This is a genomic window from Nonomuraea sp. N2-4H (assembly GCF_045291505.1).
GTDB lineage: Bacteria > Actinomycetota > Actinomycetes > Streptosporangiales > Streptosporangiaceae > Nonomuraea > Nonomuraea fastidiosa.
The window spans coordinates 1,667,853-1,692,528 of sequence record NZ_CP147987.1; the positions used below are offsets into that span (position 1 = coordinate 1,667,853).

Annotated in this window: 19 protein-coding genes; 5 read left to right on the plus strand and 14 right to left on the minus strand. The window is 70.7% G+C overall.

Annotated features, from left to right (window positions below; all coding sequences use genetic code 11):
* Window positions 1-98 precede the first annotated feature (98 nt).
* Window positions 99-1,328, plus strand: coding sequence for an XRE family transcriptional regulator (locus WBK31_RS07640; protein WP_406674539.1), 1,230 nt, complete (start codon window positions 99-101; stop codon window positions 1,326-1,328).
* A 174-nt stretch (window positions 1,329-1,502) separates the two neighbouring features.
* On the opposite strand, the gene WBK31_RS07645 is transcribed toward WBK31_RS07640, so the two are convergent.
* Window positions 1,503-2,510, minus strand: a complete 1,008-nt coding sequence (locus WBK31_RS07645; protein WP_364066114.1) for an endonuclease domain-containing protein — start codon at window positions 2,508-2,510, stop codon at window positions 1,503-1,505.
* 725 nt (window positions 2,511-3,235) lie between these two features.
* Between WBK31_RS07645 and WBK31_RS07650 the strand changes: the two genes are divergently transcribed.
* Complete coding sequence (locus WBK31_RS07650; RefSeq protein WP_364066697.1) at window positions 3,236-3,847, plus strand: nucleotidyltransferase domain-containing protein; 612 nt, start codon at window positions 3,236-3,238, stop codon at window positions 3,845-3,847.
* A gap of 100 nt (window positions 3,848-3,947) precedes the next feature.
* Here WBK31_RS07650 and WBK31_RS07655 read toward each other — a convergent pair whose 3' ends face one another.
* From WBK31_RS07655 to WBK31_RS07665, 3 genes are all read right to left on the minus strand, one after another.
* Window positions 3,948-5,480, minus strand: coding sequence for a hypothetical protein (locus tag WBK31_RS07655; RefSeq protein ID WP_406674540.1), 1,533 nt, complete (start codon window positions 5,478-5,480; stop codon window positions 3,948-3,950).
* Window position 5,481: 1 nt separating this feature from the next.
* Window positions 5,482-5,802, minus strand: coding sequence for a hypothetical protein (locus WBK31_RS07660; RefSeq protein ID WP_364066110.1), 321 nt, complete (start codon window positions 5,800-5,802; stop codon window positions 5,482-5,484).
* 202 nt (window positions 5,803-6,004) lie between these two features.
* Entirely contained in the window at window positions 6,005-6,601 is a 597-nt protein-coding gene (locus WBK31_RS07665; RefSeq protein ID WP_364066695.1) for a GntR family transcriptional regulator, read from the minus strand.
* Window positions 6,602-6,663: 62 nt separating this feature from the next.
* Between WBK31_RS07665 and aceE the strand changes: the two genes are divergently transcribed.
* Window positions 6,664-9,120 (plus strand): pyruvate dehydrogenase (acetyl-transferring), homodimeric type, encoded by a 2,457-nt coding sequence (gene aceE, locus WBK31_RS07670; protein WP_406674541.1) that lies wholly within the window; start codon window positions 6,664-6,666, stop codon window positions 9,118-9,120.
* Between the two features lie 76 nt (window positions 9,121-9,196).
* Here the strand turns inward: aceE and WBK31_RS07675 are convergent, their stop codons facing one another.
* The 8 genes from WBK31_RS07675 to WBK31_RS07710 all read right to left on the minus strand — a co-directional run bounded on the left by WBK31_RS07675 (window position 9,197) and on the right by WBK31_RS07710 (window position 18,194).
* Window positions 9,197-10,492, minus strand: a complete 1,296-nt coding sequence (locus tag WBK31_RS07675) for a sensor histidine kinase (RefSeq protein WP_406674542.1) — start codon at window positions 10,490-10,492, stop codon at window positions 9,197-9,199.
* Window positions 10,489-11,178 (minus strand): response regulator transcription factor, encoded by a 690-nt coding sequence (locus tag WBK31_RS07680; protein ID WP_364066103.1) that lies wholly within the window; start codon window positions 11,176-11,178, stop codon window positions 10,489-10,491. The genes WBK31_RS07675 and WBK31_RS07680 overlap by 4 nt, the downstream gene beginning before the upstream one ends.
* A 92-nt stretch (window positions 11,179-11,270) precedes the next feature.
* Window positions 11,271-12,611 carry a cation:proton antiporter gene (locus tag WBK31_RS07685; RefSeq protein WP_364066101.1) on the minus strand — a complete coding sequence of 447 codons (1,341 nt, stop codon included), beginning with the start codon at window positions 12,609-12,611 and terminating at the stop codon, window positions 11,271-11,273.
* Window positions 12,568-13,710: a cytochrome P450 gene (locus WBK31_RS07690; RefSeq protein ID WP_406675460.1), complete on the minus strand. Its 1,143-nt coding sequence runs from the start codon at window positions 13,708-13,710 to the stop codon at window positions 12,568-12,570. Before WBK31_RS07690 ends, WBK31_RS07685 begins: the two co-directional genes overlap by 44 nt.
* Window positions 13,689-14,141: a hypothetical protein gene (locus WBK31_RS07695; RefSeq protein ID WP_406674543.1), complete on the minus strand. Its 453-nt coding sequence runs from the start codon at window positions 14,139-14,141 to the stop codon at window positions 13,689-13,691. Before WBK31_RS07695 ends, WBK31_RS07690 begins: the two co-directional genes overlap by 22 nt.
* Window positions 14,135-15,205 carry an alpha-hydroxy acid oxidase gene (locus tag WBK31_RS07700; protein WP_364066096.1) on the minus strand — a complete coding sequence of 357 codons (1,071 nt, stop codon included), beginning with the start codon at window positions 15,203-15,205 and terminating at the stop codon, window positions 14,135-14,137. The genes WBK31_RS07695 and WBK31_RS07700 overlap by 7 nt, the downstream gene beginning before the upstream one ends.
* Before the next feature lie 284 nt (window positions 15,206-15,489).
* Window positions 15,490-17,046, minus strand: a complete 1,557-nt coding sequence (locus tag WBK31_RS07705; RefSeq protein ID WP_378784103.1) for an NAD(P)-binding domain-containing protein — start codon at window positions 17,044-17,046, stop codon at window positions 15,490-15,492.
* 377 nt (window positions 17,047-17,423) lie between these two features.
* Window positions 17,424-18,194, minus strand: a complete 771-nt coding sequence (locus WBK31_RS07710; RefSeq protein ID WP_364066092.1) for a DUF4352 domain-containing protein — start codon at window positions 18,192-18,194, stop codon at window positions 17,424-17,426.
* 136 nt (window positions 18,195-18,330) lie between these two features.
* Here WBK31_RS07710 and WBK31_RS07715 point away from each other — a divergent pair, with 136 nt between their 5' ends.
* Complete coding sequence (locus WBK31_RS07715; RefSeq protein ID WP_406674544.1) at window positions 18,331-19,077, plus strand: SDR family NAD(P)-dependent oxidoreductase; 747 nt, start codon at window positions 18,331-18,333, stop codon at window positions 19,075-19,077.
* Between the two features lie 93 nt (window positions 19,078-19,170).
* Window positions 19,171-20,076, plus strand: a complete 906-nt coding sequence (locus WBK31_RS07720) for a hypothetical protein (protein WP_406674545.1) — start codon at window positions 19,171-19,173, stop codon at window positions 20,074-20,076.
* 90 nt (window positions 20,077-20,166) lie between these two features.
* On the opposite strand, the gene WBK31_RS07725 is transcribed toward WBK31_RS07720, so the two are convergent.
* A complete protein-coding gene (locus tag WBK31_RS07725; RefSeq protein ID WP_406674546.1) occupies window positions 20,167-23,385 on the minus strand; it encodes an ATP-binding protein in 3,219 nt (1,072 codons plus the stop codon).
* A complete protein-coding gene (locus tag WBK31_RS07730) occupies window positions 23,369-24,667 on the minus strand; it encodes an oxygenase MpaB family protein (protein ID WP_364066082.1) in 1,299 nt (432 codons plus the stop codon). Before WBK31_RS07730 ends, WBK31_RS07725 begins: the two co-directional genes overlap by 17 nt.
* Window positions 24,668-24,676: the final 9 nt, after the last annotated feature.

Below are 24,676 nucleotides of genomic sequence, written 5' to 3' on the forward strand. Positions count from 1 at the left end.
TACATGACAGCCACCAGCGGTACCACCCCTGTAGAGGACACCCAGAGGCGACCGTGTTGTCCGCCCCTCGTGTCCTCCCGTCCCCGCAGGAGCACCAGATGACCGGCACCACCAAGACCCCCGCCTGGGCCGCCCGTCTGCTCGCCGCCCGCAACGCCCGCGGCTGGTCCCAGCGCGACCTGGCCCGCGAGCTGATCAAAGCCTCCGACAAGCCGCTGACCGAGCTGCCCAACCTCATCCGCCGCATCCGGGGCCACGAGACCGGCGAACACCGCCCCGACGCCTTCTACACCCAGCTCTACTGCAAGGCGTTCGGCCTCACCGAAGACCAGCTCTTCGGCACCGTCACCAAGCCCGTCCCCGCCATCGCCCTGCCCACCCTGGCCCCCGACGCCGACCTGTACGAGCGCATCACCCGCGCCATCGATCAACCCTCCCGCGTGGACGCGGCCACCGTGCAATGGCTGGAACACTGCCTGGCCGAACACCGCCGCGTCGAAGACACCATCGGCAGCCGCCCCCTCCTCCCGCTCATCCACGCCCAGCTGTCCACCGTGGCCGACCTCGCCCGGGGAGTCCGAGGGCCGCTCGCCGACCGGGCCGTGGCCGTGCTGGCGCAGTACGCCCAGTTCATCGCCTGGATGTGCCACGACTCCCACCGCCACGCCGCCGCTTTGGCCTGGTACGACCGCTCCCACGCCTGGGCTCTGGAGGCCGGCGACGCCGCCCTGGCCGCCACCACCCTCAACATGCGCGCCCACCAAGCCTGGAGCCTCGGCGACGCACCCCGCTGCGTCCGCCTGGCCGAAGCCTCCCGCTGGCACGACGGCCGCACCACCCCCGGCGTCCAGGGCATGGCCGCTCAGATGGCCGGCCGAGGCCACGCCCAGATGGGCGAGGCGAACCTTGCCCGCACCCGCCTCGCCGAAGCCGAAGAACTCATCCGCACCGCCGCCGAACACCCCGAAGACGAACCACCCTGGATGTACTTCTACGACGAAGGCTGGTTCCTCATGCAACGCGGCATGGCCGAACTCGAACTGGGCGACGGCCGCCGCGCCGCCGACTACCTCGAACGCGGCCTGTCCACCCTGCCCGAGCACTACCGCCGCGACCGCGCCTGGTACGGAGCCTGCCTCGCCCGCGCCCACCTCATGCAAGGCGACGCCGAAGCCGCCATCGCCACCGCCCTGGCCGTCGCCCCGGACGCCAAGGAAGTCAACGCCTACGCCGTGACCGAACTTCACCGCACCGCCCATGACCTCGCTGCAAGAGGCGCTCCTGGTGCCGAGGTGATCAGAAGTTCCTTGGCAGGCTCCAAGTCATAGATAAGTGTCCCCGTTGTCCCTCTGTCCCCGTGCCACTCTCGAAATGCGGTATCAACGGGACCAGGGCGTGGACGGACGGGGGCAGTGCTGATGGTGGTGTCCCCCGTTCACAAACACCAGCTCGAGTGATGCCCCCGGTGTTTCAGCGCATGCAACTAGGGTCAGCATCGGCGCCTATTCGTCTATGGTCTCTATAATTGCCGCCGAGCGAAACGTCGAAGGCAAATAAAGAACTTTGATATCCAGAATCTGACTAGGGGGCTGCTGGCGATAATTCTCGAAAAGTAAGCTTGTGGAGGTGCCTTCTAGTCTATTGCATCGATCACATAGGAGGCCGCGAATCCAGCCAGTTTTGTGATCGTGATCTCGTACAAGGGTGCCGTTCGATGGCCCCTGGCCGCAGACCCCGCACCTGCCGTTGTGCCATAGCTCCAGCATCCTGAAGGCTTCCGCATGTTCCGGCAAGACGCTGGAGGTACTCTGTGGGTGCTGAGCAGCTTGAATTCTCAGTTGCTTCAGAAATGTCTCATCGGCTTCCCATGACCAGCAGGCTGGTTGCAGAGTGGCTGAGGAAGGATCGAGATCGGGGAGCGGTGGCTTGCATGATCCGCACATCTTGGCTTGAGCAGCAGCAGTTCCGCGCCAGATCATTATTTCGCGTACGTAGTCGAGGCCGACTCGTCGTGGGTTGCGAGAGGACTGCTGAATCAAGTCCTCGAAGAAGGCTTCCAGATTTTCGTTGTGATATTCGAACATTATGCCGAAGGTGTGTAGGTCTTCGGGGAACGGTCGAAGGGAAGCCTTGGGCGGGTGTCGACAAGTAAGTGTATGAATCTTTCCCTTATTGAGGATATATGGAAAGTCGTCTGGATCAAGCCGTTCGTGACTTTCTGTCCATTCTCGGGCGATGCTGTGATATATTTCGCGGGCTTCGTCGTAATGCGACATTGCTCGGTCGCAAGATTCGCAGCAGCCACTTTCTCGCGTCGTCGCATCGAGAAGGTATTTTCGTGCCACCCTCGCGTCTATATCTCCGGCTGCAATGCGCTCGAGAATCCAGAGAACCGACGGTATGTCGATCTGCCAGTATTCAACTCGGCCAGAGGTTAAGGATGTCAGCGTCGAATTGTCATAACGATGACCGTTGATTTCGATGTGGAATGAATAGTTTCTACCTTGCACTGCCGCCCTCCGAAGCTCACTGTGCCCCTGGTCAATGGTTGATCGTAGTGACCGAGTGTGACATTTCAGGCCGATGCTGGCGGGAGCGGCGGCATCGCTATGACTTGCCCGAGGGTGCTGTGCAGTGCATGCAGCTGGCTCCGGCTGTCGAAGAGAGGTGATGCCATCGTGCACCTGTCCAGTCAGAACTGGGCTGAGTGACAGGCTGAGTGACAATCGCTGTGGTCGATCACGAACGTTGACAGACGCAGACGCACTCTTTCGGCAGGTCAGAGAGCGTACATCCCCCCATCGCATGCGGTGTTCGATTTGCTTCACACCGAAGAGGTCACTGGTTCGATCCCAGTATCGCCCACCACAAAGACGCAGGTAGACGGGGTTTCGGAGCTGATCCGAGGCCCCGTTCCTCGTATCTGGGGGCGCTGGGGAGCCGATCGGGGCGCCATCCCACTCCGGCTCCCTGTCGGAGACGGCTTGCGCTGAGCATGGTGTTGATCCTTTGGGCCTCCTCGATGATCCTCGGCTTACGCTCCCAGCGCAGCGCTCAGGCTTCCTCGGTTCGGACGCCCGCGGTGAGGCTTGGCCCATCACGCGGTTAGGTCGAAGCCATCCGGTACTGAACAGGCGCGAGTGGCGAGTGCTCCAGGGGCGGCGGTGAGGATGATCACCTGATGCGTACCCATGGCGACGCCCACCACCACGCTGATGGGAGAGGAACCCGGGTGATGGAGCTTGAGGACTCGTGGGGGCGCTGGGAGGCTGCGCCGCTGGGCGAGGTCGTCGCCCTGATGCGGGGGCTGGCGGCGCCGTGGTGGGTGGGCGGTGGGTATGCGATCCAGCTGGCTGTCGGCCACGCCTATCGCGAGCATGAGGACGTGGACATCGTGCTGCTGCGCCGGGATCAGCTCGAGGTGCGGCGGCTGCTGGACGGCTGGGACTTCCACGTCCCGGGCCTCACCGACGGACTGCGGCCGTGGGCACTGGACGAGGTGCTGCCCGGGCAGGCGCACAACGTCTGGGTGCGCGAGCGCCCCGGCGGACCGTGGCGGTTCGAACTCCTGCTGGAGGACGTCGATGGTCAGGAGTGGATCTACCGGCGCGACCGTCGGATCCGCCGCCCGCTGGCGGAGCTGACCGTCGAGGCGGACGGTCTTCGTCTGGTCGCCCCTGAGGTGCAGTTGCTCTACAAGGCCAAGGGCACGCGGCGAAAGGACGAGGTGGACTTCGAGGCGATTCTCCCCCGGTTGACGCAAGGCCAACGGTGCTGGCTGGAGGCGGCGCTAGAGGTCGGGCACGACGCACATCCCTGGCGCGAGCGCCTGCGCCACATGGCTTGACAGATCGGTCGCCCACGACGCTGCTTGTTCGTCGAGCGGCCTGGCCTGCTCGACGCGGTGTCCGTACCCTTCTCGCCTCTGGCCGCTCCGTTCACTCGAATCACGTCCGCCCGGTACTGGCCGCGATGCGCCGCCGTATGGCGGCCAGCGCACGATCGGCCCGGGAGAAATCGACGCGCGATCCCTGCCCGTCATCCGTGCTGACCTTGGTTGTCACCGTGAAACGGTCTCCTGGTACGACGAGCGTGAACCGTTCGGCCACAGTGTTCTTCTCCGGAGCATCCACAAACGCGTAGGTCGGTTCGGCGTCCTCGGTTTTCTTCGCGTCCGGAGGCAGATCCAGCCGGACCGTCTTCACATTCACCGAGACGATGTCCCGGTAGCGATATTCGCTGGTCTGTTCTTCCCGCTCACGCCTGCCGGTCACCGAGTCCAGCACCGTACGGTATGCGCCGAGTTTCTGATCCGCCATGCACACGACGAAGACCGTGTAGCGGGAGGCGACATACCCGTTGCCAACCCGGTGATGCCGGACCAGTTTTGTTTTCGGAGGATCGGCGGGGCCGACGATCACCAACGGCTCGGTGATGCGTCCGGTGGTGTGCAGCTCCTCCATCACAATGCCCAAGCGGGTGAGCGCGCGATCGACGATCACCTTGACGTCATGCTGCAGCCATCGGCTGATCTGCGCATCAGAAGGGAGAGCGTCCTCATAGACGCGGAGCTTGTCCTGGTAGTCGTTCATGGCACGGTTGAACGCGCGGTTGTTCCTCCAATTGGCGAACGCCGCTCCGCAGGTCAGCCAGCCGCCGAGAATGGTTGTGGCAAGGCCGATGATGCCGATGTACGGAGCCGGCGAAAGCAGCGAGCGGAGGGGATGCGCGTAAACGGTCAGCAGCGTAATGGCCACGCAGATGGTCATGCCGCCGCCCGCCAGCGGGAGAACTCCGTAGAGCGGATTCAGCCGCTGCTCCGGTACGGGCACCGTCGGGGGCGGCGTGAACAGGGTCCTCATGCGATGCTCGCGTTCGGCTTGTTCCTCATCGCTGAGCGCAGGAACACGAAGCGGTACGGTGGCGGTAGGGTTCACCCGCCGTTCGAGCGCCTGCCATGTCGGTGATTCGTGGACTCTGAGCGTCGTGACGATGCGCCGCGCCCACTCCAAGTCCAGGTTCGCGCTCGCCTCCTGAGCCTCCGCCGAAGGGCCGCCCTCGCTCGCGAAAGCGTGATCAAGATCTTCGTCGCAGATGGCCATGAGAACGACGGCCGCAGGTGACTCCGGATCGAGTTCACGTGCCTTGATGAGGAGCGAGTAAATCTCGTCCTGGACTTGATCATGATGGGCGCGAGGGCGTCGTCCTTGTAGTTTCGCGAAAGCCTCCTCCGTGCGGGTCTCGGACATCGTCCTCGGCGTGCCCGGTGGTTCGCGCTCGTGGTACGCGGCGTAATTCTTGCACGCCTGTTTCCATTGGCGTTCGGCCAGCGCCCGCCGAGCCGCGTCCAGATGATCCTGTGGCGTGCGGCTCTCCGCGTAGAAATTGTTGTGCTGATTCTCGACCGGGGCGAAGTTGTTGACATGCATCTCGCCCGGATCGGGAACAGCGGTATCACTGCCGCTGGCGAGATCGGTCATCTCATCCGCCGACGATCCCCGATATCGCGGTGATCGCGGCGGCGATCTTTGCTACTTCGTCGGCGGAGGCTCCTCCGACCGCGAGCATGTCTCGGAGTCTCTGCAGCGACGCTTTGAGTCGGCCGGTAGGTCGCCCGTCCGCACCGTTCAAGCTCTCCTCGGCTTCGGTGACGACCTCCGTCCCGATGACCTGCGGAATAGCCCCGGCGGCGATCAGCTTCCTGAGCTGTGCGATTCCATCCTGAATATCGTCCCTGGGAAAGGAGAAGCTGCGGTCGATGTTGGTCTGGTTGGTCACCGGCCCGAAATTGTTGACCTGCACGACGCCTCCTGTCGGTTCGGCGTGCCCATCTCCTCGTCGAATGAAGAATCAAGGCGGCACCGGCCGTATATCGTTCCAGGGAGCAAGAGCGTTGCGCGCCGCGGCGGAATACCGGGAATCGGGTAAAAGTATCCGGATGGATAGCCGTTCTCGATGAGATGCCGGATTACGCCCGTGCGCCACAGATCGGGCCGGTGGCGCGTCAGGGGACATACGCCAGGACGTGGTCGCGAAGGAGGGCGGGCAGGGCGGGGTCGTCGCGTTCGATCGCCTCCACGAGCGGCTCGTGGTCGCACGCGTTGTCGTACGGCCGCAGCCCCAGCAGGCGGATCGACAGGTGGGTCCAGACCTCGACCCCCAGCGATTCCCACACCGACAGCAATACCTCGTTTCCCGCCGCCGCCACGATCTCGCGGTGGAAGGCCACGCCGTGGCGGACCTGGTCAGTACGGGAGCCGGTGGCGATGGCCCGGCGCAGGTGGCGTAGGTTGTCTCGGAGCGCGTCGGGGGAGGGGCGGCCAAGACGGACGGCCGTCTCCTCGAGGCCGGCTCGCACCTGGTAGACCTCCCGCAGGTCGGCCTCGGTGAAGCCGCGCACCTGCGCGCCCTTGTTAGGGGAGGTTTCGATCAGCCGCAGTGTCTCCAGCTCGCGGAGCGCCTCGCGTACCGGGGCCTGGCTCACGCCGAGCTCAGCAGCCAGCCGGCGCTCGACGATGCGATCGCCGGGCGCCCATCGGCCGTTGATCAGCCCCTCAACGATCGAGGTGCGGATCTGTTCGCGCAACGGGACCCTCACCACCGGTTTCACGCCACGATCCTAGCCGCCTTCGCACATCGGATGATCGATCATAGGATGGATGTATGGAGACAGACTGGGACCCCCAAGAGACGGCGGAATGGCTTGAGTCGCTGGAAGCCGTCCGCCGGGAGGCCGGCCCCGACCGGGCCGAGTTCCTGCTGCGGCGGCTGGCCACGAGCAGCCGCTACGTCAACACGGTGCCGACCGAGGACGAGCCCGAGTACCCGGGCGATCTAGAGCTGGAAGAGCGCATCGCGGCATACGACCGCTGGAACGCCGCCGCGATGATCACCAGGGGCAGCAAGCTGGGGCTCGGCGGCCACCTGTCCACCTACGCCTCTGCCGCCTGGCTCTACGAGGTCGGTTTCAACCACTTCTTCCACGGCGAGCACGACCAGGTGTACTTCCAGGGGCACGCCTCGCCGGGCATCTACGCCCGCGCGTTCCTGGAGGGCCGCCTGAGCGAGCAGCAGCTCGACCTGTTCAGGCGCGAGCCGGAGGGCGGCCTGCCGTCCTACCCGCACCCGCGGGCGATGCCGGGGTTCTGGCAGTTCCCGACCGTGTCGATGGGCCTGGGGCCGCTCAACGCGGTCTATCAGGCACGGTTCAACCGCTATCTGCACAACCGTGGCATCAAGGACACCTCGGCCTCTCACGTATGGGCGTTCCTCGGTGACGGTGAGATGGACGAGCCGGAGGCCACGGCGGCGCTGACGCTGGCCGCGCGCGAGGGTCTCGACAACCTCACCTTCGTGATCAACTGCAACCTGCAGCGGCTCGACGGCCCCGTACGCAGCAACACCCGCATCGTGCAGGAGCTGGAGGGCGTCTTCCGCGGCGCGGGCTGGAACGTCGTCAAGGCGCTGTGGGGCCGCGACTGGGACCTGCTGCTGCAGGACGACGAGCTGGTGGCGCGGCTGGCGGAGGTGCCCGACGGGCAGTTCCAGACGTTCGCCGCCTCCTCCGGCGAGTACATCCGCGAGAAGCTGTTCCACGGCCTGAAGGCGCCGGTCTCGGACGAGGAGCTGCGCCGCATCGTGGGCGGCTCGCGGGCGGGTCACGAGCCGCGCAAGGTGTACGCCGCCTACCGCCGCGCCGTCGACCACAAGGGCGCCCCCACGGTGATCCTGGCCCAGACGGTCAAGGGCTGGACGCTCGGCGCGGGCGTCGAGGCGCGCAACGCCAACCACCAGATGAAGAAGCTCTCCCAGGACGAGTTCCGCGCCCTGCGCGACCGCCTGGGCCTGCCGATCAGCGACGAGGCGCTCTCCGGCGAGCTGCCCCCCTACGCGCACCCCGGCCCCGACTCGCCCGAGGTCCAGTACGTGCTCGAGCGGCGCCGCGCGCTCGGCGGCCCGGTGCCGGCGCGGAAGGTGTCGTACCACCCGCTGCCCGTCCCCGCCGACCGCAACTTCGCCAAGCTGGCCAAGGGCTCGCAGCAGCCGGTCGCGACCACGATGGCGCTCGTGCGGCTGCTGAAGGACCTGATGCGGGAGCCGGAGACGGGCCGCCGCTGGGTGCCGATCGTGCCCGACGAGGCGCGTACGTTCGGCATGGAGTCGCTCTTCCCCTCAGCGAAGATCTACTCGCCGCTCGGCCAGCGCTACGACGCGGTGGACCGCGACCTGCTGCTCGCCTACACCGAGTCCACGGAGGGGCAGATCCTCCTCGAGGGCATCACCGAGGCCGGCTCGATGGCGTCGTTCACCGCCGCGGCCACCAGCTACGCCACCCACGGCGAGCCGATGATCCCGCTCTACATCTTCTACTCGATGTTCGGCTGGCAGCGGACCGGCGACCAGATGTGGGCGCTGGCCGACCAGCTCGGCCGGGGCTTCCTCATCGGCGCCACGGCGGGCCGCACCACCATGACGGGCGAGGGCCTGCAGCACGCCGACGGGCACTCCCAGCTGCTCGCCTCGGCCAACCCGGCCTGCCTGGCGTACGACCCGGCGTTCGCGTACGAGATCGGCGTGATCGTCCGCGAAGGGCTCCGGCGCATGTACGGCGAGCAGGGCGAGGACGTGTTCTACTACCTGACCGTCTACAACGAGCCCAAGCCGCAGCCCGCCATGCCGGAGGGCGTCGAGGAGGGCATCATCAAGGGCATGTACCGCTTCCGCGAGGGCGGCGGGCAGGCCCACCTGCTGGCCAGCGGCACCGCGATCCACTGGGTGCTGGCGGCGCAGGACCTGCTGCGCGAGGAGTACGGCATCGGCGTGGACGTCTGGTCGGTCACCTCGTGGAGCGAGCTGCGCAGGGACGCGATGACGGCGACGGGCGTGCCGTACGTCCAGGAGGCGCTCGCCGGGGCGAACGGGCCGGTGATCGCGGTCAGCGACTGGATGCGGGCGGTGCCCGACCAGATCGCCCCCTGGGTACGCCAGCCGTGGACCTCGCTCGGCACCGACGGCTTCGGCCTGTCGGGCACCCGCGAGTCCGTGCGCGAGCACTTCGGCGTCGACCCCCGCTCGATCGCGGACGCCGTGCTCAAGGCCGTCCAGGGGAACGCCTCCTGAGCCCTCACGCGCGATCGTCAGGCCGTATGTGAACAAGAGCCGGGCGGGGAGTCCCCCGCCCGGCTCTGCGGCGCTCTCACGGCTTCCAGGCCGGTTCCGGGCGGGGCTCGACGGCGGGTCCCGGCGCGTGGGCGGGCAGGCGTACGGTGAAGGTCGCGCCCTCACCGGGCCGCCCGTCCGCGGTGATCGTGCCGTGGTGGCCCTCGACCACCTCGCGCACCAGCGCCAGCCCGAGCCCGAACCCGGTCCCCTCGAACCGGCCGAACAGCCGCTCGGCGTCCCCGGGGTCCAGGCCCACGCCGTCGTCCTCGACGGTGAGCAGCACGACGCCGGGCTCGCCGGACAGCCGCACGCGGATGTGCCCGCCGGGCCCGGTGTGGCCGAGCGCGTTGTCCAGCAGCGCCGAGACGACCCGGCGCAGGGCCGACTCGACCCCGCGTACGACGTGGTCGCCGGGACCGTCGCAGCGGACCTGCAGGTCCACTCCGCGGGCGGCGGCCCTGGGGCTCTCCGCCGCGACCGCCTCGGCGGCCAGCACGGCGAGGTCCACCGGCCCGAACGGCCGCCGCAACTGCTGGAACTGGGCCGAGCGCAGCAGGTCCTCCACCACCTCGCCGAGCTGCCTGGTGCCGGTCACGAGGTGATCGACCTCGTCGATGAGCAGGATCGGGTCGGTGCCGCCGCGCAGCCGCCGCGACAGGAGCTGGGCGCGGGTGTTCAGCCGGGTCAGCGGGGTGCGCAGCTCGTGGCTGACGTCGGCGGCGAAGCGCCGCTGCCTGGCCAGTGCCTCGCCCAGCGGCGCGATGGCCCGCCGGGACACGACGTGGCCGACGACCAGCGCGGCCAGCAGCCCGGCCACCTCGGCCCCGATCAGCGTGTGCAGCAGCCGCTGCCGCTCCGACACCTGGTAGCGCAGGTCGAGCGCGGCCTGCACGACGGTGTCGCCGCGGCGGCGGGTGTGCACGAGGTACTCCTGCCCGGCCACCGTGACCTCGACGGTCTCCTCGCTCTCGCCGCCGCCCGCGACGTGGTTGAGCGAGCTGCGGACGGGCAGCTCGGCGGGCGCGCCGGGCGAGGCGGCGATCGTGCCGTCGGCGCGCAGCTCGTACAGCCAGACGCAGGGCGGCGGGTACGCGACCGGCGAGCGGGCGGCGGTGACGGTCAGGTCGCGCAGGGCGGCGGTGCCCTGGCTGTGCACCATCGCGCACCACACCAGCACGCCGACCAGCGCGAGCACCACCGAGAACGCGCCCGCCACCTGGAAGGTGATGCGCCGCCTGGCGCGGGCCAGCAGGCGGCGGTCGGGATCGGGATCGGGGCCGGGCGGCCTGCCGGGGTCCGCCGGGCGGCGCAGCGGCGCGATGACGCTCACAGCGAGCCCAGGCGGTAGCCCACGCCCCGTACGGTGCTCACCACACCTTGTCCCAGTTTGCTGCGCAGGTAGTACACGTAGGTGTCCACGATCGACTCCTTCTTCGCCCCGTCGAAGACCTGCTGGCGCAGCGCCCTGCGGGTGTGCACCTGCCGCGGGCGCGCGGCCAGCGCGCTGAGCAGCCTGCACTCCTGCCCCGACAGCGTCACCTGCTCGCCGCTGGGCAGCCGGACGATGTGCGCCTCGGCGTCCAGCCAGCCGTCGCCCAGCGGCAGCAGCGTGGCCATGTCGAGATTGCGGCGGTGCAGCGCCCGCACCCTGGCCAGCAGCTCGTCGATGTCGAATGGTTTGACCAGGTAGTCCTCCGCGCCGGCGTCGAGCCCTGTGACCCGGTCGGAGACCGAGCCGAACGCGGTCAGCAGCAGCACCGGAGTGGTGATCGCCTGCCGCCGCAGCCGGCGCAGCAGGTCGATCCCGTCCATCGAGGGCAGCCCGCGGTCGACGATGAGCACGTCGTACGGGCGGCTCAGCCCCAGATGCAGCCCTCGCTGCCCTTCCGGCGCCAGATCGACCGTGTAGCCCTGCTCGGTGAACAGGTCGACCAGCATCTGCCCTAATTCGCGGTCGTCCTCGACGAGCAGCAGCCGGCGGGAGGGCGAGCCGGCCGTGCCTGTAGTCCCAGCCACGGCACCACGGTTACACCACTGTGGCGGAAAAACCAGGTCCACTTCGCCTCCGGAGTCCCAGAAGTCGTGTCTGCAGCGGCCGACCTGGGCGATCATGAGGAATTGGACTGCAACTCCACGGGCTGCGGCGCGGGCGCGCCGGTCTTCCTGGTGCTGAGCTCCAGGCGCTCGGGCAGCGCGAGCTTGTACAGCGGCATCGCGCCCGCGGTGGTGAGCACGGCCACGAGCACCAGCATCGAGAACAGCTCCGTGGTGATCATCTCCTGCGCGAGCCCGATGTTGATGAAGATGAGGATCATCAGGCCGCGGGCGTTCATCAGCCCGCCCACCGCGTACGACTCCCGCCACGAGAACCCGAGCCCTCGCATCGCCAGCGAGCACCCGAAGTACTTGCCGGCGAACCCGGCCGCCAAGATCAGCAGGAACGCCAGCACCATCGAGCCGCCGGCGATGCCGCCGAGCTGGGTGTTCAGGCCGGAGAACGTGAAGAAGACCGGCAGCAGCAGGGTCGAGACGACGTCCATCATGCGGCCGTGCAGCATCTGGCGGAAGGCGGCGTTCCTGGGCATCGCCAGGCCCGCGAAGAAGCCGCCGAAGACGGAGTAGACGCCGATCCAGTCCGTGATCCAGCCGGCGGCCAGCGGGACGAGGATGACGACGTACATGCCGGTCGGGCCGAGCCGCCCCGTGCGTGCGACGCTCTCGCCCAGCGGCCGCAGCAGCGGGGCCACGACCTTCAGCATCACGATCGCGAACACCGCGGTCAGCGCGATGGTGGGCAGCGCGCCCGTCACGCCGTCGCCCAGGTGCATGGCCGTCAGCACGGCCAGCAGGCACCAGGCGAGCGCGTCGTCGATGGAGGCGCCGAGCAGGGAGAGCCGGCCGAGCGGCGAGTTCTCCAGGCCGCGCTCGTACAGGATCCTGGCCAGCATGGGGAAGGCGGTCAGCGAGAGCGCGCCCCCGACGAACAGGGCGAACTGCATCGGCGGCACCTCGGGGCGGGACAGCAGGTCGTACAGGACGAGACCGGCGCCCGCGCCGAGCAGCAGCGACGGCAGGATGCCCGACGCCGCGAGCACCGACGCCTTGCGGGCCTCGCCGGGCGTGCCGGCGCTGTGGTCGAGGCCGGCCCCGACCAGGAACATGTAGAGGGTCAGGCCGATGGTGCTCAGCACGTACAGGACCGGCCGGACGTCGGGCGGGAAGAGAGCCGCCTGCGCCTCGGGGAACAGCCAGCCGAACAGCGTGGGGCCGAGCAGCACGCCGGCGACCATCTCGCCGAGCACGCGCGGCTGCATCACGAGCTGGGCAAGCCGGCCGCAGATCGCCGCCGTGACGAGGATGACGACGAGCGCGGGCAGGACTTTGAGCACCAGGGCGAGGTTGGGGTCAGCGGGTGCGGCGTGAGCCAGGGTGACGACCATGGTGTGCATACCGGTTCTCCGCATCGAAGGCGTCGGAAGCGTCAGGAGCGTCGGTGGTGCGGTCAGGAGCGTCGGTGGCGCGGTCGGGGGCGTCGGTGGTGCGGTCAGGGGCTTCGGCGGCCGTCGGGGCCTCCGTCTCGGCCGGGTCGCCTTCCTCGGCCGGGTGGCGTTCCTCGGCCGGGTCACGGGCGGCGGCCTCGGCGAAGTGGCGCTCGCACAGCCGCAGCCGGTGCGCGTCCCAGACCATGTACGTGCCGAGCACGAGCTGCACGAGGCTGCGCCAGACGTCCTCCCAGCGGTCGCGCACCCGCATGTAGGCGAGCGCGAGACGGGGCCGGTGCGGGGCGCCGCGCGGGGTGAGCAGGCAGGGCCCGCGGCTGGGCAGGGACCTGGTGTGGGAGACGGACGAGTCCAGCACGTAGCGGTCCAGGACCTCCCGCGCCACCACGCGCATGACGATCGGCGCCAGCCGCCAGGCCGGGCAGGGGCGGTTGGCCGCGACGCCGAAGGGGATGTGGTTGAGCTCCTTGGCGGGCCGGTCGAACCGGCCGGGATCGAAGCGATCCGGATCGGCGAACCCCGCCCGGTGGAACTCCGGATAGTTGAAGCAGAGCACCGAGCCGGCCGGGATCGTGGTGTGCTCGTCCAGCGCGATGTCCCCGCTGGTGATCCGGTGGGCGATGCCGAACAGCGGATACAGCCGCAGCGTCTCGTTGATCACCCGGTCGAAGTGGCGGTCGTCGGACGTCCGCGCGCGCTCCTGCTCCTCCGGATGCCGGGCGAGGACGAGCAGCAGGTGCGCCATGCCCTCGGAGAGCTGCACGACGGCGGTGTTGAAGAACGCGCCCTGCAGGTAGTACGCCTGCTCCAGCGGCGTCAGCCCGTCAGGCAACGGCACCCTGACCTTGTCCAGGCGGGGCAGCAGGTAGCGGGTCAGGCGGTCACGGCGGTCCATGTGCCGCAGGCCCGTGCACTTGAGCGAGGTGACGACGTCGTCGGCGTTGGCCGCGATCAGGTCGCGGGCCTCGCGCGGGCAGGGTTCGGCGAAGACCAGCTCGTACGCGAACTCCGCCCACAGCGGCATCATCAGATCCCGCAGCCTGACCATCCCCCGCACGCCCTCGAGACGGCGGGCCGCGCAGCGGCGGGCCAGCTCCTCGGCCTCGGCCTTGGGCACCGCGAGCAGGGAACGGGTGGTGCGGGCCACGGCGTCGTACCGCTCGCCCGGCTCCAGGTGCTCCTGGTGCATCTCAGGGCCGGGGACAGCCAGTACCAGAACAGGTCGGACAGGGCCGCGCCCCTGCTGCGCCCGTTCGCGGCCGGATGGGAGTACAGCTCGCGGAAGCGGTCCACACCGGCCAGGCCGCCCGGCACCGGGATGCCCTCGTCGCCGTTGATCCTGGCGAACACCCGCTCCCGCAGCGCCACCACCCGGCGCGGCAGCCAGTACGGCAGGCTCACCAGCACAGCCACCACCGCGAGCGCCACGGCGATCGGCACGGCGATCGGCACGGCGATCGGCACGGCGACGGTCAGCATGGCGGCACCACGCTCCGCACCATGTCGGGGGTCAGGTCGCCGACGCCGGCGCAGCCGCACAGCGTCATGGCCTGCTCGACCTCCGCCCGCAACAGGCCGAGCACGCCGGCCACGCCCGGCTCGCCGCCCGCGGCCAGGCCCCACAGCACCGGCCTGCCGACCGCGACGGCGGCGGCCCCCAGCGCCAGCGCCTTGACCACGTCGGTGCCGCGCCGCACCCCGCCGTCCACGAGTACCGGTACCGTGCTCCCGTCCGGGCCCGCGACCTCGGCCACGATCTCCGGCAGCAGGTCGATCGCCGTGGGCACGCCGTCGAGCTGCCGGCCGCCGTGGTTGGACACCATGATCGCGGCCGCGCCATGCTCGATCGCGAGACGGGCGTCGGCCGGGTGCGTGACGCCCTTGACCACGATCGGCAGGTCTGTCATGCGGCGCAGGACGGCCAGGTGCTCCCACGACAGCTCCGGCCACATCGCGATCGGCCGCACCGGGCCGCCGGGGCCGTCGCGCAGGTTCTCGCAGTGCAAGTGCGCGGGCAGGTCGAGGAAGCGGTTGCGGATGTCGCGCCGGCGCACGCCCATGACCGGCGAGTCCGCCGTGACCACCAGCGCCCGGCAGCCCGCCGACTCGGCGCGGCGCACGATGCGCTCGGTGAAGGCCAGGTCGGGCTGCACGTAGAGCTGGAACCACAGCGTCGCCCCCGGCGCGGCGGCGCCCACCTCCTCGACGGCGACCGTGGCGGCCATGCTCACGATCATGATGGTCTCCGCGGCGGCCGCGGCCCGCGCGGTGGCCCGCTCGCCCTGCGGGTCGGCGAGGCGGTGGAACGCCGTCGGGGCGATGAGCACCGGCATCGACGCGCGGCAGCCCAGCAGGGTCACACCGGTCTCCGGGCGGCCCGCGCCGCGCAGGACCCTCGGCACCAGCGCGAGCCGGTCGAAGGCGGCCACGTTCGCGCGCAGCGTGATCTCCTCGCCCGCGCCGCCGGCGAAGTAGTCGTAGTGGGCGGGGGCGAGGCGCTCGCGGGCGGCGGCCTCGTAGTCGCACAGCCGCCAGCCGCTCATGGGGCCGCGCGCCTCGGTGGCCGCCGGGTGCGCCTCGGTGGCCGTCCGGTGCTCCGACGGGCCATGCGGACCGAGCGGACCGGGCTCTCGGTGTGCGGTGGGTTCCGGGCGTGGAGCGGGTTCCTGGTGTGCGGTGGGTTCCCGGTGTGCGGCGGGTTCAGGGCGTGGGACGGGTTCTGGGCGTGCGGCGGGTTCCAGATGTGCGGTGGGTTCAGGGCGTGCGGCGGGTTCCGGGTGCGGGGCGGGGGCCCGGTCGTCGACGGGGGTGGCCATCGTCGTGCGCATCACGCCGGGACCGCGGCCGCGCGCCGGGCGAAGAAGGCCCGCAGCGGCTCGACGTGCACCTCGGGGGAGTCCCACTCGTTCTCCAGGTTCTCCGTCACGTGGTGCACGGCGACGGGCTCGCCGGGGAGGTGATGGCGGACGACCGGATGCAGGTAATGGCCCTCGTGCGCGCGGGCCGCGTCACCCTGGCTCGGCCGGCTCACCTCGATGTCGAACGGGTCCACCTTGTCGTGGTCGGGGCCGTACTCCAGGGTGATCGAGAAATGGCCGTGCGCGCCGATCGGGTCCTCCTGGAGGTCGTACGGCACCTCCTCGAAGTAGCGCGCGGTGCCGCCGTCCACCGTGATCACGTCGGCCAGCAGGCCGAACTGCTGCCACAGGGCCGAGGTGCGGTTGATCCTGGCGATCACCGCGTCGGCCATCGCCGCCGGGTCGGCGGGCAGCTCCCGGCTCGGCCACGGCACCCCGTGGTAGCGCTGCTCCAGCACGCGGTGCAGCGCCCGCGCGCCGTAGCGGAAGCCGTGGATGAAGCCGCTGGTGCCGCGCTTGAAGTCGCGCGACTGGGTGAGGGTGCCCGCGAAGTACAGGCCGGGCACGTTCACCGACTCGTACGCGGGCGTCAGCTCAGGGAACCTGCCGTTCGCCGCCGGCATGGGCAGGCAGTCGCCTGCGAAGATCGAGGAGTCGAAGCGGAACCCGGTGCACAGGATGACCTTGTCGTACGGGATGTCCTTGGTGACCTCGTTGACCCGGACGAAGGCGACGGTCACCAGGTAGGTGCCGTCGGGTTGCCGCTGGATGTTCCTGATGTGCCCGTCGAGCACGGCGTTCTGGGACTTGAGCTGGTAGGTGTCCAGCATGCCGTTGTTGATCGCGCGCAGGTGGCCCACGTAGTGGGTGCGCCAGGCCAGGCGCAGCGAACGGGGGCCGGCGATGTGGATGACCGCGGCCGTCTCCATCAGGTTGTCGGCGGTCTCGAACGCGGAGTTGCCCTTGCCGACGATGAGCACCCGCTGGTCGGTGTAGTCGGCGGGGTCGAGGGAGGCGGTGCCGTACAGGTCGGCGGTCTCGACGCCCGGGATGGGCGGGATGTTGGGCTTGCTCACCCCGGTGGCCACGATGACGTGCCGCGCCTCGAACGTACGGCCGTCCTCGGCCGTCACCACGAACGGTCCCGGGCGTTCCACCCTGGCCACGCGGGTGCCGTACGCGATGCGCAGATCGCGCGCCCGCGCGAAATCGCCGAGATAGCGGACCATGTCATCGGCATGCGGGAAATATCGGTCGCTGTAGCGGGTGAACAGCAGCTCCGGATCGTCCGACAGCAGGGAGTTCCAATCCATCCGCAGATTGAGCTCGGGATCGTCCCAGCCGGTGTGCTTCTTGTTGATCGAGATGAGCGTGCGGTGGCGCGGGAACGTGCGGAAGAACTGTCCGGGCTCCGCCCCCGCCTCCAGGATCAGGTAGTCGCGGCCGGCTTGCTGCAGGAAGTGACCGAGCTGCAGGCCCGCGGGGCCGGCGCCGATCACCAGGTAGTCCAGGGATTTGTCCGCCATTGCCGCCTCCGTCAGACAAAGTGCTTGACAGGACGATCGACATTTTTGGCAAGGAAATCTCAGAGAATGCTCAGAGCATCGTCCGCCCGTTCCTTCTCCGGCCCGCCCCGGCGTGCGGGGTTCGATGCGTGAGGGTGCGCGGCCCGCAGCTCGGCGCGGCCGAGGCCGCGCGCCGCGACCCCGGCGCGGCAGCAGGCGTGGCCCCCAGGGCCGGGGCCGCGCGGCCTTCCTGCGGGACTCCGCCGACGATCCCCGTCTGGGACGGGCCGTGTGCGTGTCAGGCGGTTGAGCGCGGGGCGGGCGTCGGGCGAGGGTCCACTCGGCTAGCGCGGGGCGGGCGTCGGGCGAGGGTCCACTCGGCTAGCGCGGGGCGGGCGTCAGGCGAGGGTCCACTCGGCTCTTTGCGAGCCCAGGCCGCCCCTGATCGCGTACTGCAGCTTGGCCGCCCGCGCCGTCTGCGGCACCTCGAACACCACCACGCCCTTGCGCGAGTCGCCGCCGCTGATCGACACCGTGCCGCCGAAGTCCTGGCCCTCGCTGATCTGCTTGAAGCTGGGCGTGTACTGACGGCTCTCGTGGTCGATGAGCCAGACACTCGTCAGCGGCGAGTCGCTGTAGTCGGTCTGGCCGGTGTTGGCGAGGGTGAGCTCCACCGCGATGAGCTTCTTGCCCGCCGCGGGCTTGAGAAAGTCGTTGGCGGGCGTGGCCGGGTCGATGACGCGGCCGACGGTCACGGTGACCTTGAGGCCGGGGTCGGTGGCCTGGAGCGCGATGGAGCCGCCCAGGCCCGCGGTGCCCTGCCCCTGCACCGTCTGCTGAGGCTGAGCGGCCGGGTCCGTGGGCTGGGCCTGCGCGGGGTCGTGGAAGGACTGGGCAGGGCCGGGCTCCTGGGTGCCGGCCAGCGGCTCCCTGGACGGCATGACCATGGTGGCCGACCCGCGCGTGTCCGGGCCGCCGTCCTCCGTCAGCACGATGGCCAAGGACGCGCCGCCGCCGGCGAGCAGCAGCGGAAGCCCGACCACGAGCAGCACGATCAGCGGAAGGTTCTCGTTGCGCGGAGCCGTGGGCGGCCCGTGGTGCGGCTGCCAGTACGGCGGCGGAGGGCCGTAACGCGGCGGCTGCCAGTACGGCGGGGGCGGGTATCCCACGGGTGACTCCTGGTAGGCGACGGGAGAGATGGGACGTTCCACCCGGCCATCCGGTTGTCCTTGATCGGTTTCCGGGGGCGCTGTCCATCCTAGGCCGCCGGACGGCCGCTGCCGAGCGTCCCATATCGTGCGGGGGATGAGCAGACGTGGAGTACTTGTCACAGGGGCGTCGCGAGGCATCGGACGGGCCGTCGCGGCGGCCTTCGCAGAACGTGGCGACCGGGTCGCGATCCACCACCGCGACTCCGCCGAGGCGGCCCAGAGCCTCCTCGAATCGCTGCCGGGCGACGGGCACGTGGTGGTCCAGGCGGACCTGGCCGACCCCGAGGCGGTCAGGACCATGGTGGACGCGGCGGCCGGCGAGCTGGGCGGCCGGATCGACGTCCTGGTCAACAACGCGGGCGTGTTCCTGCACCACCCGATCACCGAGCTGTCGTACGAGGAGTGGCAGGACGCCTGGCGGCGCACCCTCGGCGTCAACCTGATCGGCGCGGCCAACGCCGCCTGGTGCGCGCTGCGGCACATGGGCGAGGGCGGCAGGATCGTCAACGTCTCCTCGCGCGGCGCCTTCCGCGGCGAGCCCGACAGCCCGGCGTACGGCGCGAGCAAGGCCGGTCTGAACGCCCTCGGCCAGTCGCTGGCCGTCGCCCTGGCCCCGCGCGGCATCGCGGTGGCCACGGTCGCCCCCGGGTTCGTCGAGACCGACATGACCAACGAGCACCTCAAGCCCCCGCGCGGCGACGCGATCAAGGCGCAGAGCCCGTTCAACCGGGTGGCGCGCCCCGAGGAGATCGCCGCGGCCATCGTGTACCTGGCCTCGCCGGAGGCCGAGTGGGCCAGCGGGGCAGTCCTGGACCTCAACGGAGCCTCATACCTGCGCTGATGCCGATATGCCGGGGATCTCGTGATTTGTCGGCATTTCAGGGTTATCTTGAGGTTTCAGGACACCTCGGGACCCGGTCGTGAGGGGGTCGGTGTGGCCACTCGCCGCGGCTACGCGTGGTCGTCACTGGCGATCTGCGTGGCGATCGTGCTCTCCGCCTTCCTCCTGCACGGCGTGTTCGGCGAGGTGGGCCTGCTGTACACGGTGCTGCTCATCCCGATGGGCCTGGCCGTGTTCATCGTGGCGCACGACGTGCTCAGCCGAAGGAACGCGGCGGCGGCCGAACGGCGGCGGCTGGCCGGGGAGCGCGAGCACGTCCGCCGCACGGTCGACTTCATCGCCGACCCCGACCTGACCGAGCAGCAACGGCTGGCCGTCATCGACGCGCTCATCCCGCGCGTACGTCGCGTGCGGGACCGGCAGAAGGACCGGTACCCGGACCCGCACGAGGACCCGTTCACGGTCCGGTACGTGATCGTCTCCGAGCTGTCACCGCCCGCCCGCGCCCTGCTCGAACGCGCTCGGCGGGCGGTCACCTCCGTCTACGCCTCGCGGGCCATGCGCCTGCGGCTGCTCGACGGGCCGGCCAACGAGATGCTGCTGCCCCGGCAGATCTGGGAGATCGCGCTGCTGCTGCGCGCCCAGACGCGGCTGTGGCAGGAGCAGGAACGGGCCATGAGCGGCGTCGTGACGCCCGAGCTGCGGGCCGTGCTCGAACCGCAGCAGGAGGCGCTGCGCCGCTCGGCGGCGGCCGTGAAGGCCCGGGTGGAACGGCTGGAGCGCTACGCCCGCCGGGTCGCCGAGGCCGACGCCGCGCTGCGGGCCCGCGACGCGCTGGCGGCCAACCACAAGTACCGCGCGCTGCTGGCGCGCACCGACGACGCCGAAGGGCCGGCCGCCTTGGAGGCCCAGGCGGAGGCGCTGGAGGAGACGCTGGCCAGGAGCGTCCGCGAGGCCGCCGAAGCCGGCCACACCCTGACCATGCCGGCCGCACCCTGACCATGCCGGCCGCACCCTGACCATGCCGGCCGCACCCCGCGCGCCGGGCCGCCTGCCAGGCCGTTGCCTAGGGTTCGCCGGGCGCGGCGATCAGACGCGGGCGCGCCGCTCCAGCAGGAGCGCGCCCCGCCCGGCGAGCAGCGTGCGGCACCAGCCGCGCAGGTCCGCCGCCTTCGGCCCGTCCACCTCACCCGTGTCGAGCAGGTCGGCCCAGTCGAGCAGCGACTCGGCCAGCATCAGCGGCACCCCTCGCCGCTCGTGCACCTCGGCCGCCGCCTCGAAGTGCCCGGCGGCCCGCTCCTTGTCGCCCATCGCCACGCACAGGTGCGCGAGGTAGTGGTGCCCGCAGTGGTGGGCGACCGTGCCGTGCCCGAACGTCTCACCACCGCCGGCGAGCCGGTCGTACAGCCGCTCCGCCAGCTCGGCGCGGCCCAGCCGGGCGGCGGCCACGGCGAGGTTGTCCAGCGCGGGCCGGTGGGCCATGTTGCGCGGCGGGGTCTCGCCGCCGCCCGCGAGTATGCGGTCGAGCAGCGGCCCGGCCTCCTCGTCGTCCAGCTCGCACAGGTAGCGCAGCACCGCGTGCACCGGGTCCACGCGGGGGCCCTGCCCGGCCCTGCGCAGCCGGTCGCGCAGCTCCCACAGCCGCCCCTGGAGCCGCCGGATCTCCGCGATCTGCTCGGAGAAGATGGCCACCGCCTCAAGACGGCGGCCGATCTCCGAGCCGAGCCGCAGCGCCGCCTCCGCCTCGGCCTCGGCCTGCGCCAGGTCGCCCTGCATGAGGGTCAGCCCGGCCTTGGAGTAGCCGATCAGCCAGGTGAGGTGCGGCTGGCCCAGGCGGTGTGCCAGCTCGTCGGCCTGGTCGAGCAGCGCCGCCGCCCGCTCCACGTCGCCGCTGTCGAGCACGGGAGGGGTGCGCTGCACGTACGCGTGGAACAGCGCCAGGTCGTCGCCGGTGCGGCGGGCCGCCTCCAGCATCTCGTCGCCGTCGCGGTGGCGCTGATGCAGCGGGTCGGCGGGGATGATGGTGAGGCTGCGCATGCCGAGCACGCTGGCCAGCGTGCGCGGGTCGCCCGACTTGCGGGCCAGCGCCACCGCCTCGTCGCTGAGCGCGAAGCGGCGCTCGCCGTCGGGCGCCCAGATCAGCTCGGAGGCGAGCTGCGCGGCCAGCAGCGCCCTGGTGCTGACGTCGGTGGAGTCGACGACCTTGCGCGCCTCGGTGAGCAGCGCGATGCGCTCCAGGTCGGGGGCCGCCGAGATGCTGCTGCCCCGGTCGCCGCCGAGCGCCGCGGTGACGATGAGGTCGTTGCGCTCGCACTCCCTGGCCAGGTCGGCGGCGTCCAGCAGGGTGCGGCGGGCGTCGGGGTGCCCGGCCAGCCACATCGCCCTGCCGCACTCGACCAGCAGCTCGGCGCGGCGTTCCCGGGTGGCGCCGGGGGAGTCGGCGAGCAGGCCGAGCGCCCGCTGGTACCAGGTGACCGCCTCGCGGTGCGCCAGCCCGGCCAGCGCGTGCTGGGCGGCGTGCACGGCCGCGTCGGCCGCCGCGCTCATCCGGGCCGGGTCGCGGCCCTGCTCGGCGGCGGCCAGCAGATGGGCGGCCACCACGTACGGCCTGGTCCGCATCGCGTCGGGATCGGTGGCGAGCAGCGCGTCGGCCACCCGCCCGTGCAGCAGCGCGGCACGCGGGGCCGAGAACGTGGTGTACAGGGCGGTCCTGGTCAGCTCGTGGGAGAACTGGCAAAACCCGTTGTCCAGCATGGTCACCAGGCCCGTGCCCATGGCCTCCTCGACGGCGGCGACGAAACGCGGCTCGTCCAGGCCGAGACCGCCGCGCAGCTCGGCCGAGTCCATCCGCTCGCCCACCGCGAGCAGGCTCACCAGGTCGCGGGCGTCGGGGTGGAGCTGCGCCAGGCGGGCCGTCACCATCCGGGTGACGGAATCGGGCACGGCCAGCGCGTCGAGGTCCTTGCCCGCGGCCAGCTCCCTGATCACCTCGCTGAGCAGGAACGCGTTCCCGCCGGTGATGCGGTGCAGCCGCTCGGCGTCGGCGCGCGCCCGTGACTGCGTGAGCGCGTCGCTCACCTCGTCGACCCCGAACGCCGGCACCGGGATCACCCGCGCGTCGGCGGTGAGCTTGTGCAGCTCGGGCAGCGTCTGGGAGGGCGCGGAGTCGACCGGCACCGGGCGGGACATGGCGAGGACGAGCAGCGGCAGCGCGTCGGAGTCCCACATCAGGGCGCTGAGCATCTGCAGCGACTCCAGTGTGGCCCACTGCAGGTCGTCGACGATCAGCAGCACCGGGCGCACGGTGGCCAGGCGCTCGATCAGCGTGCGGGCCGCGGCCATGAGCTGGTAGCGCTCGGAGACGGGCTCGGTGGCCGGCGGCACCTGCAGCGACAGCGGCGGCGCGGCCAGCGACGGCGCGAGGCGTACGAGCTGGCCGCACTGCTGGTCGATGCCGGCCCGCAGCAGCAGCGCGGGCGAGGTGCGGGCCAGCCGCTCCACGGCGCCCGCGATCGGCTCGTACGCCTTGCGCGCCGGATCGGTGCACCGTCCGGCCAGCACCGTGAACTGCCGCTTGAGCGCCCGCCGCGCCACCTCGGAGGCCAGGCGGGTCTTGCCCACGCCGGGCTCGCCCTCCAGGATCACCAGCTTGCCGCCGAACTCGGCCGCCGCCAGCTCGCCGTCCAGCGCCCGCAGCTCCTGCTCGCGGCCCACGAACGGCAGCGCGTCGCCGTACTCCAGCCACGGCGCGAGCCCGCCGCCGAGATGGTGGTCGGCGCTCTGCCAGTGCAGCTCGTAGGTGTGCAGCGGCTCGCGCAGGCCCTTGCCGGGCAGCCGCCCGAGGTCCTTGAACTCGTGCCGGCTGCGCCCCTGTGCCAGCCGCCGCACCAGGTCCGTGCAGAGCACCTGGCCGCCTTCGGCCACCGCGACCAGGCGGGCCGCCTCCACCGTCGGCAGCCCGCTCACATCGTCGTGCCCCCAGCACACGTCGCCCGCGGCCAGCGCCGCCCTGATGGAGATCTTCTCCATCGCCCGCTCGTTCTCGTCGGCCACCGCCTGCTGCACCGCGATGATCGCGTCCAGTCCGGCCGTGGCCGAGTCGAACACCGCCATGAGCCCGTCGCCCAGGCTCTTGGTGAACGACGAGCCGCTCGCCGTCACGACCGAGCGCAGCAGCTCGTACAGGCGGCGGAAGACGACGTTGGCGCGCTCCTCGCCGAGCCTGATGCGCAGTGCGGTGGAGCTCACCACGTCGGTGAACAGGATGGTCGCCGTGGTGAGCGTGCCCGGCTCATGTGGGGCTGTCACTGTGCGGCCCTTTCCGCCCGCGGGCGGGCGCTCGTAGCCTCGTGCGTACGTTCCTGCGCATCGCGCGGGCCTTCACCGCGGCGCGCGACTGCCTGATCCGCCAGGCGCGGGCCAGCTCATCCGGGATCCTGAACGCCGCCTGCCCGTCGGAGTGGCGGTCGATCATGGCGACCACGATGTGCCGCCCGGCCTTGCGTACCAGCCAGCGAATCACACCGTCCACCGGCCCGGCCAGCCACGAGGCGCGGTGCGCGGCGCGCGCGGCGGCGAACAGCGCGGTGAACCACCAGGCGGGCGCGGGCACCGCCAGCAGCTCGGGCACCCGGTGCGCGCCGTACGGGGCGTCCCTGAAGATCCAGTGGACCAGGCTGCGCGGCATCTTGCGCCAGCCCAGCGGCATGAACGCCTCCATCTCCCGCAGCATCACCGACATCAGCAGCCGGCCCTCGTCGCTGGCCTCCAGCAGGCGGCCCAGGCGCGCGCTGACCGGCTCGACGTCGTCGAGCGTGAGCGGCCCTTCGCGGCAGACCTCGATGCCCATGAGGTGGCCGAAGACGCTCCAGGTGTAGAGGTTGGCGGCGCGCTCCTCGTCGGTCAGCACCACGCCCATGGTCTCCATGGCCTCCCAGGTCACCACGGAGAAGTCGAAGAGCGTGGCGAGCAGCAGCTCCTGGTTGACCGGCGGCCCGAACCGCTCGGTGTCCCACGTGTCGCCGTACCGCTCGTCGACCAGGGCGCGGACGAACGAGTGCAGGATGCGCAGCCCGATCGCCGTCGTGTGCCCGGGGCCGCCGGGCTGGAGGCTGTCGGACGTCTTCAGCCCCATCACGTCCACCAGCATCTGCCCGGTCTCGGCCACCCTGCGGGTCATGGCGTGCGTGGCGAGGTTCGAGACGCCGGCCAGCACCTTGGCGCTGGACACCTCCGCGTACGCCATGGGCAGGCAGGCGAAGAACAGCGCCGCCGACTGATACAGCCCGTAGTCGGCGAAGACGGCCTGCCCTCTGGCCAGCAGCTCCCGGTCGTTCCCCCACTCCGGCAGCTCCTTGGCGAAGTCGAGCGCGTCGAAGATCTTCGTGGCCGGCGGCTCCGCCTCGGGGTCGCGCGCCGCCCGCTTGGCCGCCCCCAGCTCCGCGACCACCGCCTTGACCAGCTCCAGCGCGTCCCGGCCCGGGGGCTGCGCCTGCAGGTACTCGGCGACCACCTTGTCGACGTCGGGATCGGCCGACTGCCGCAGCCGCCGGAACCGCTCCTGCGGCCAGCGCTCGTCGAGATCGTTCATATGCCCCGT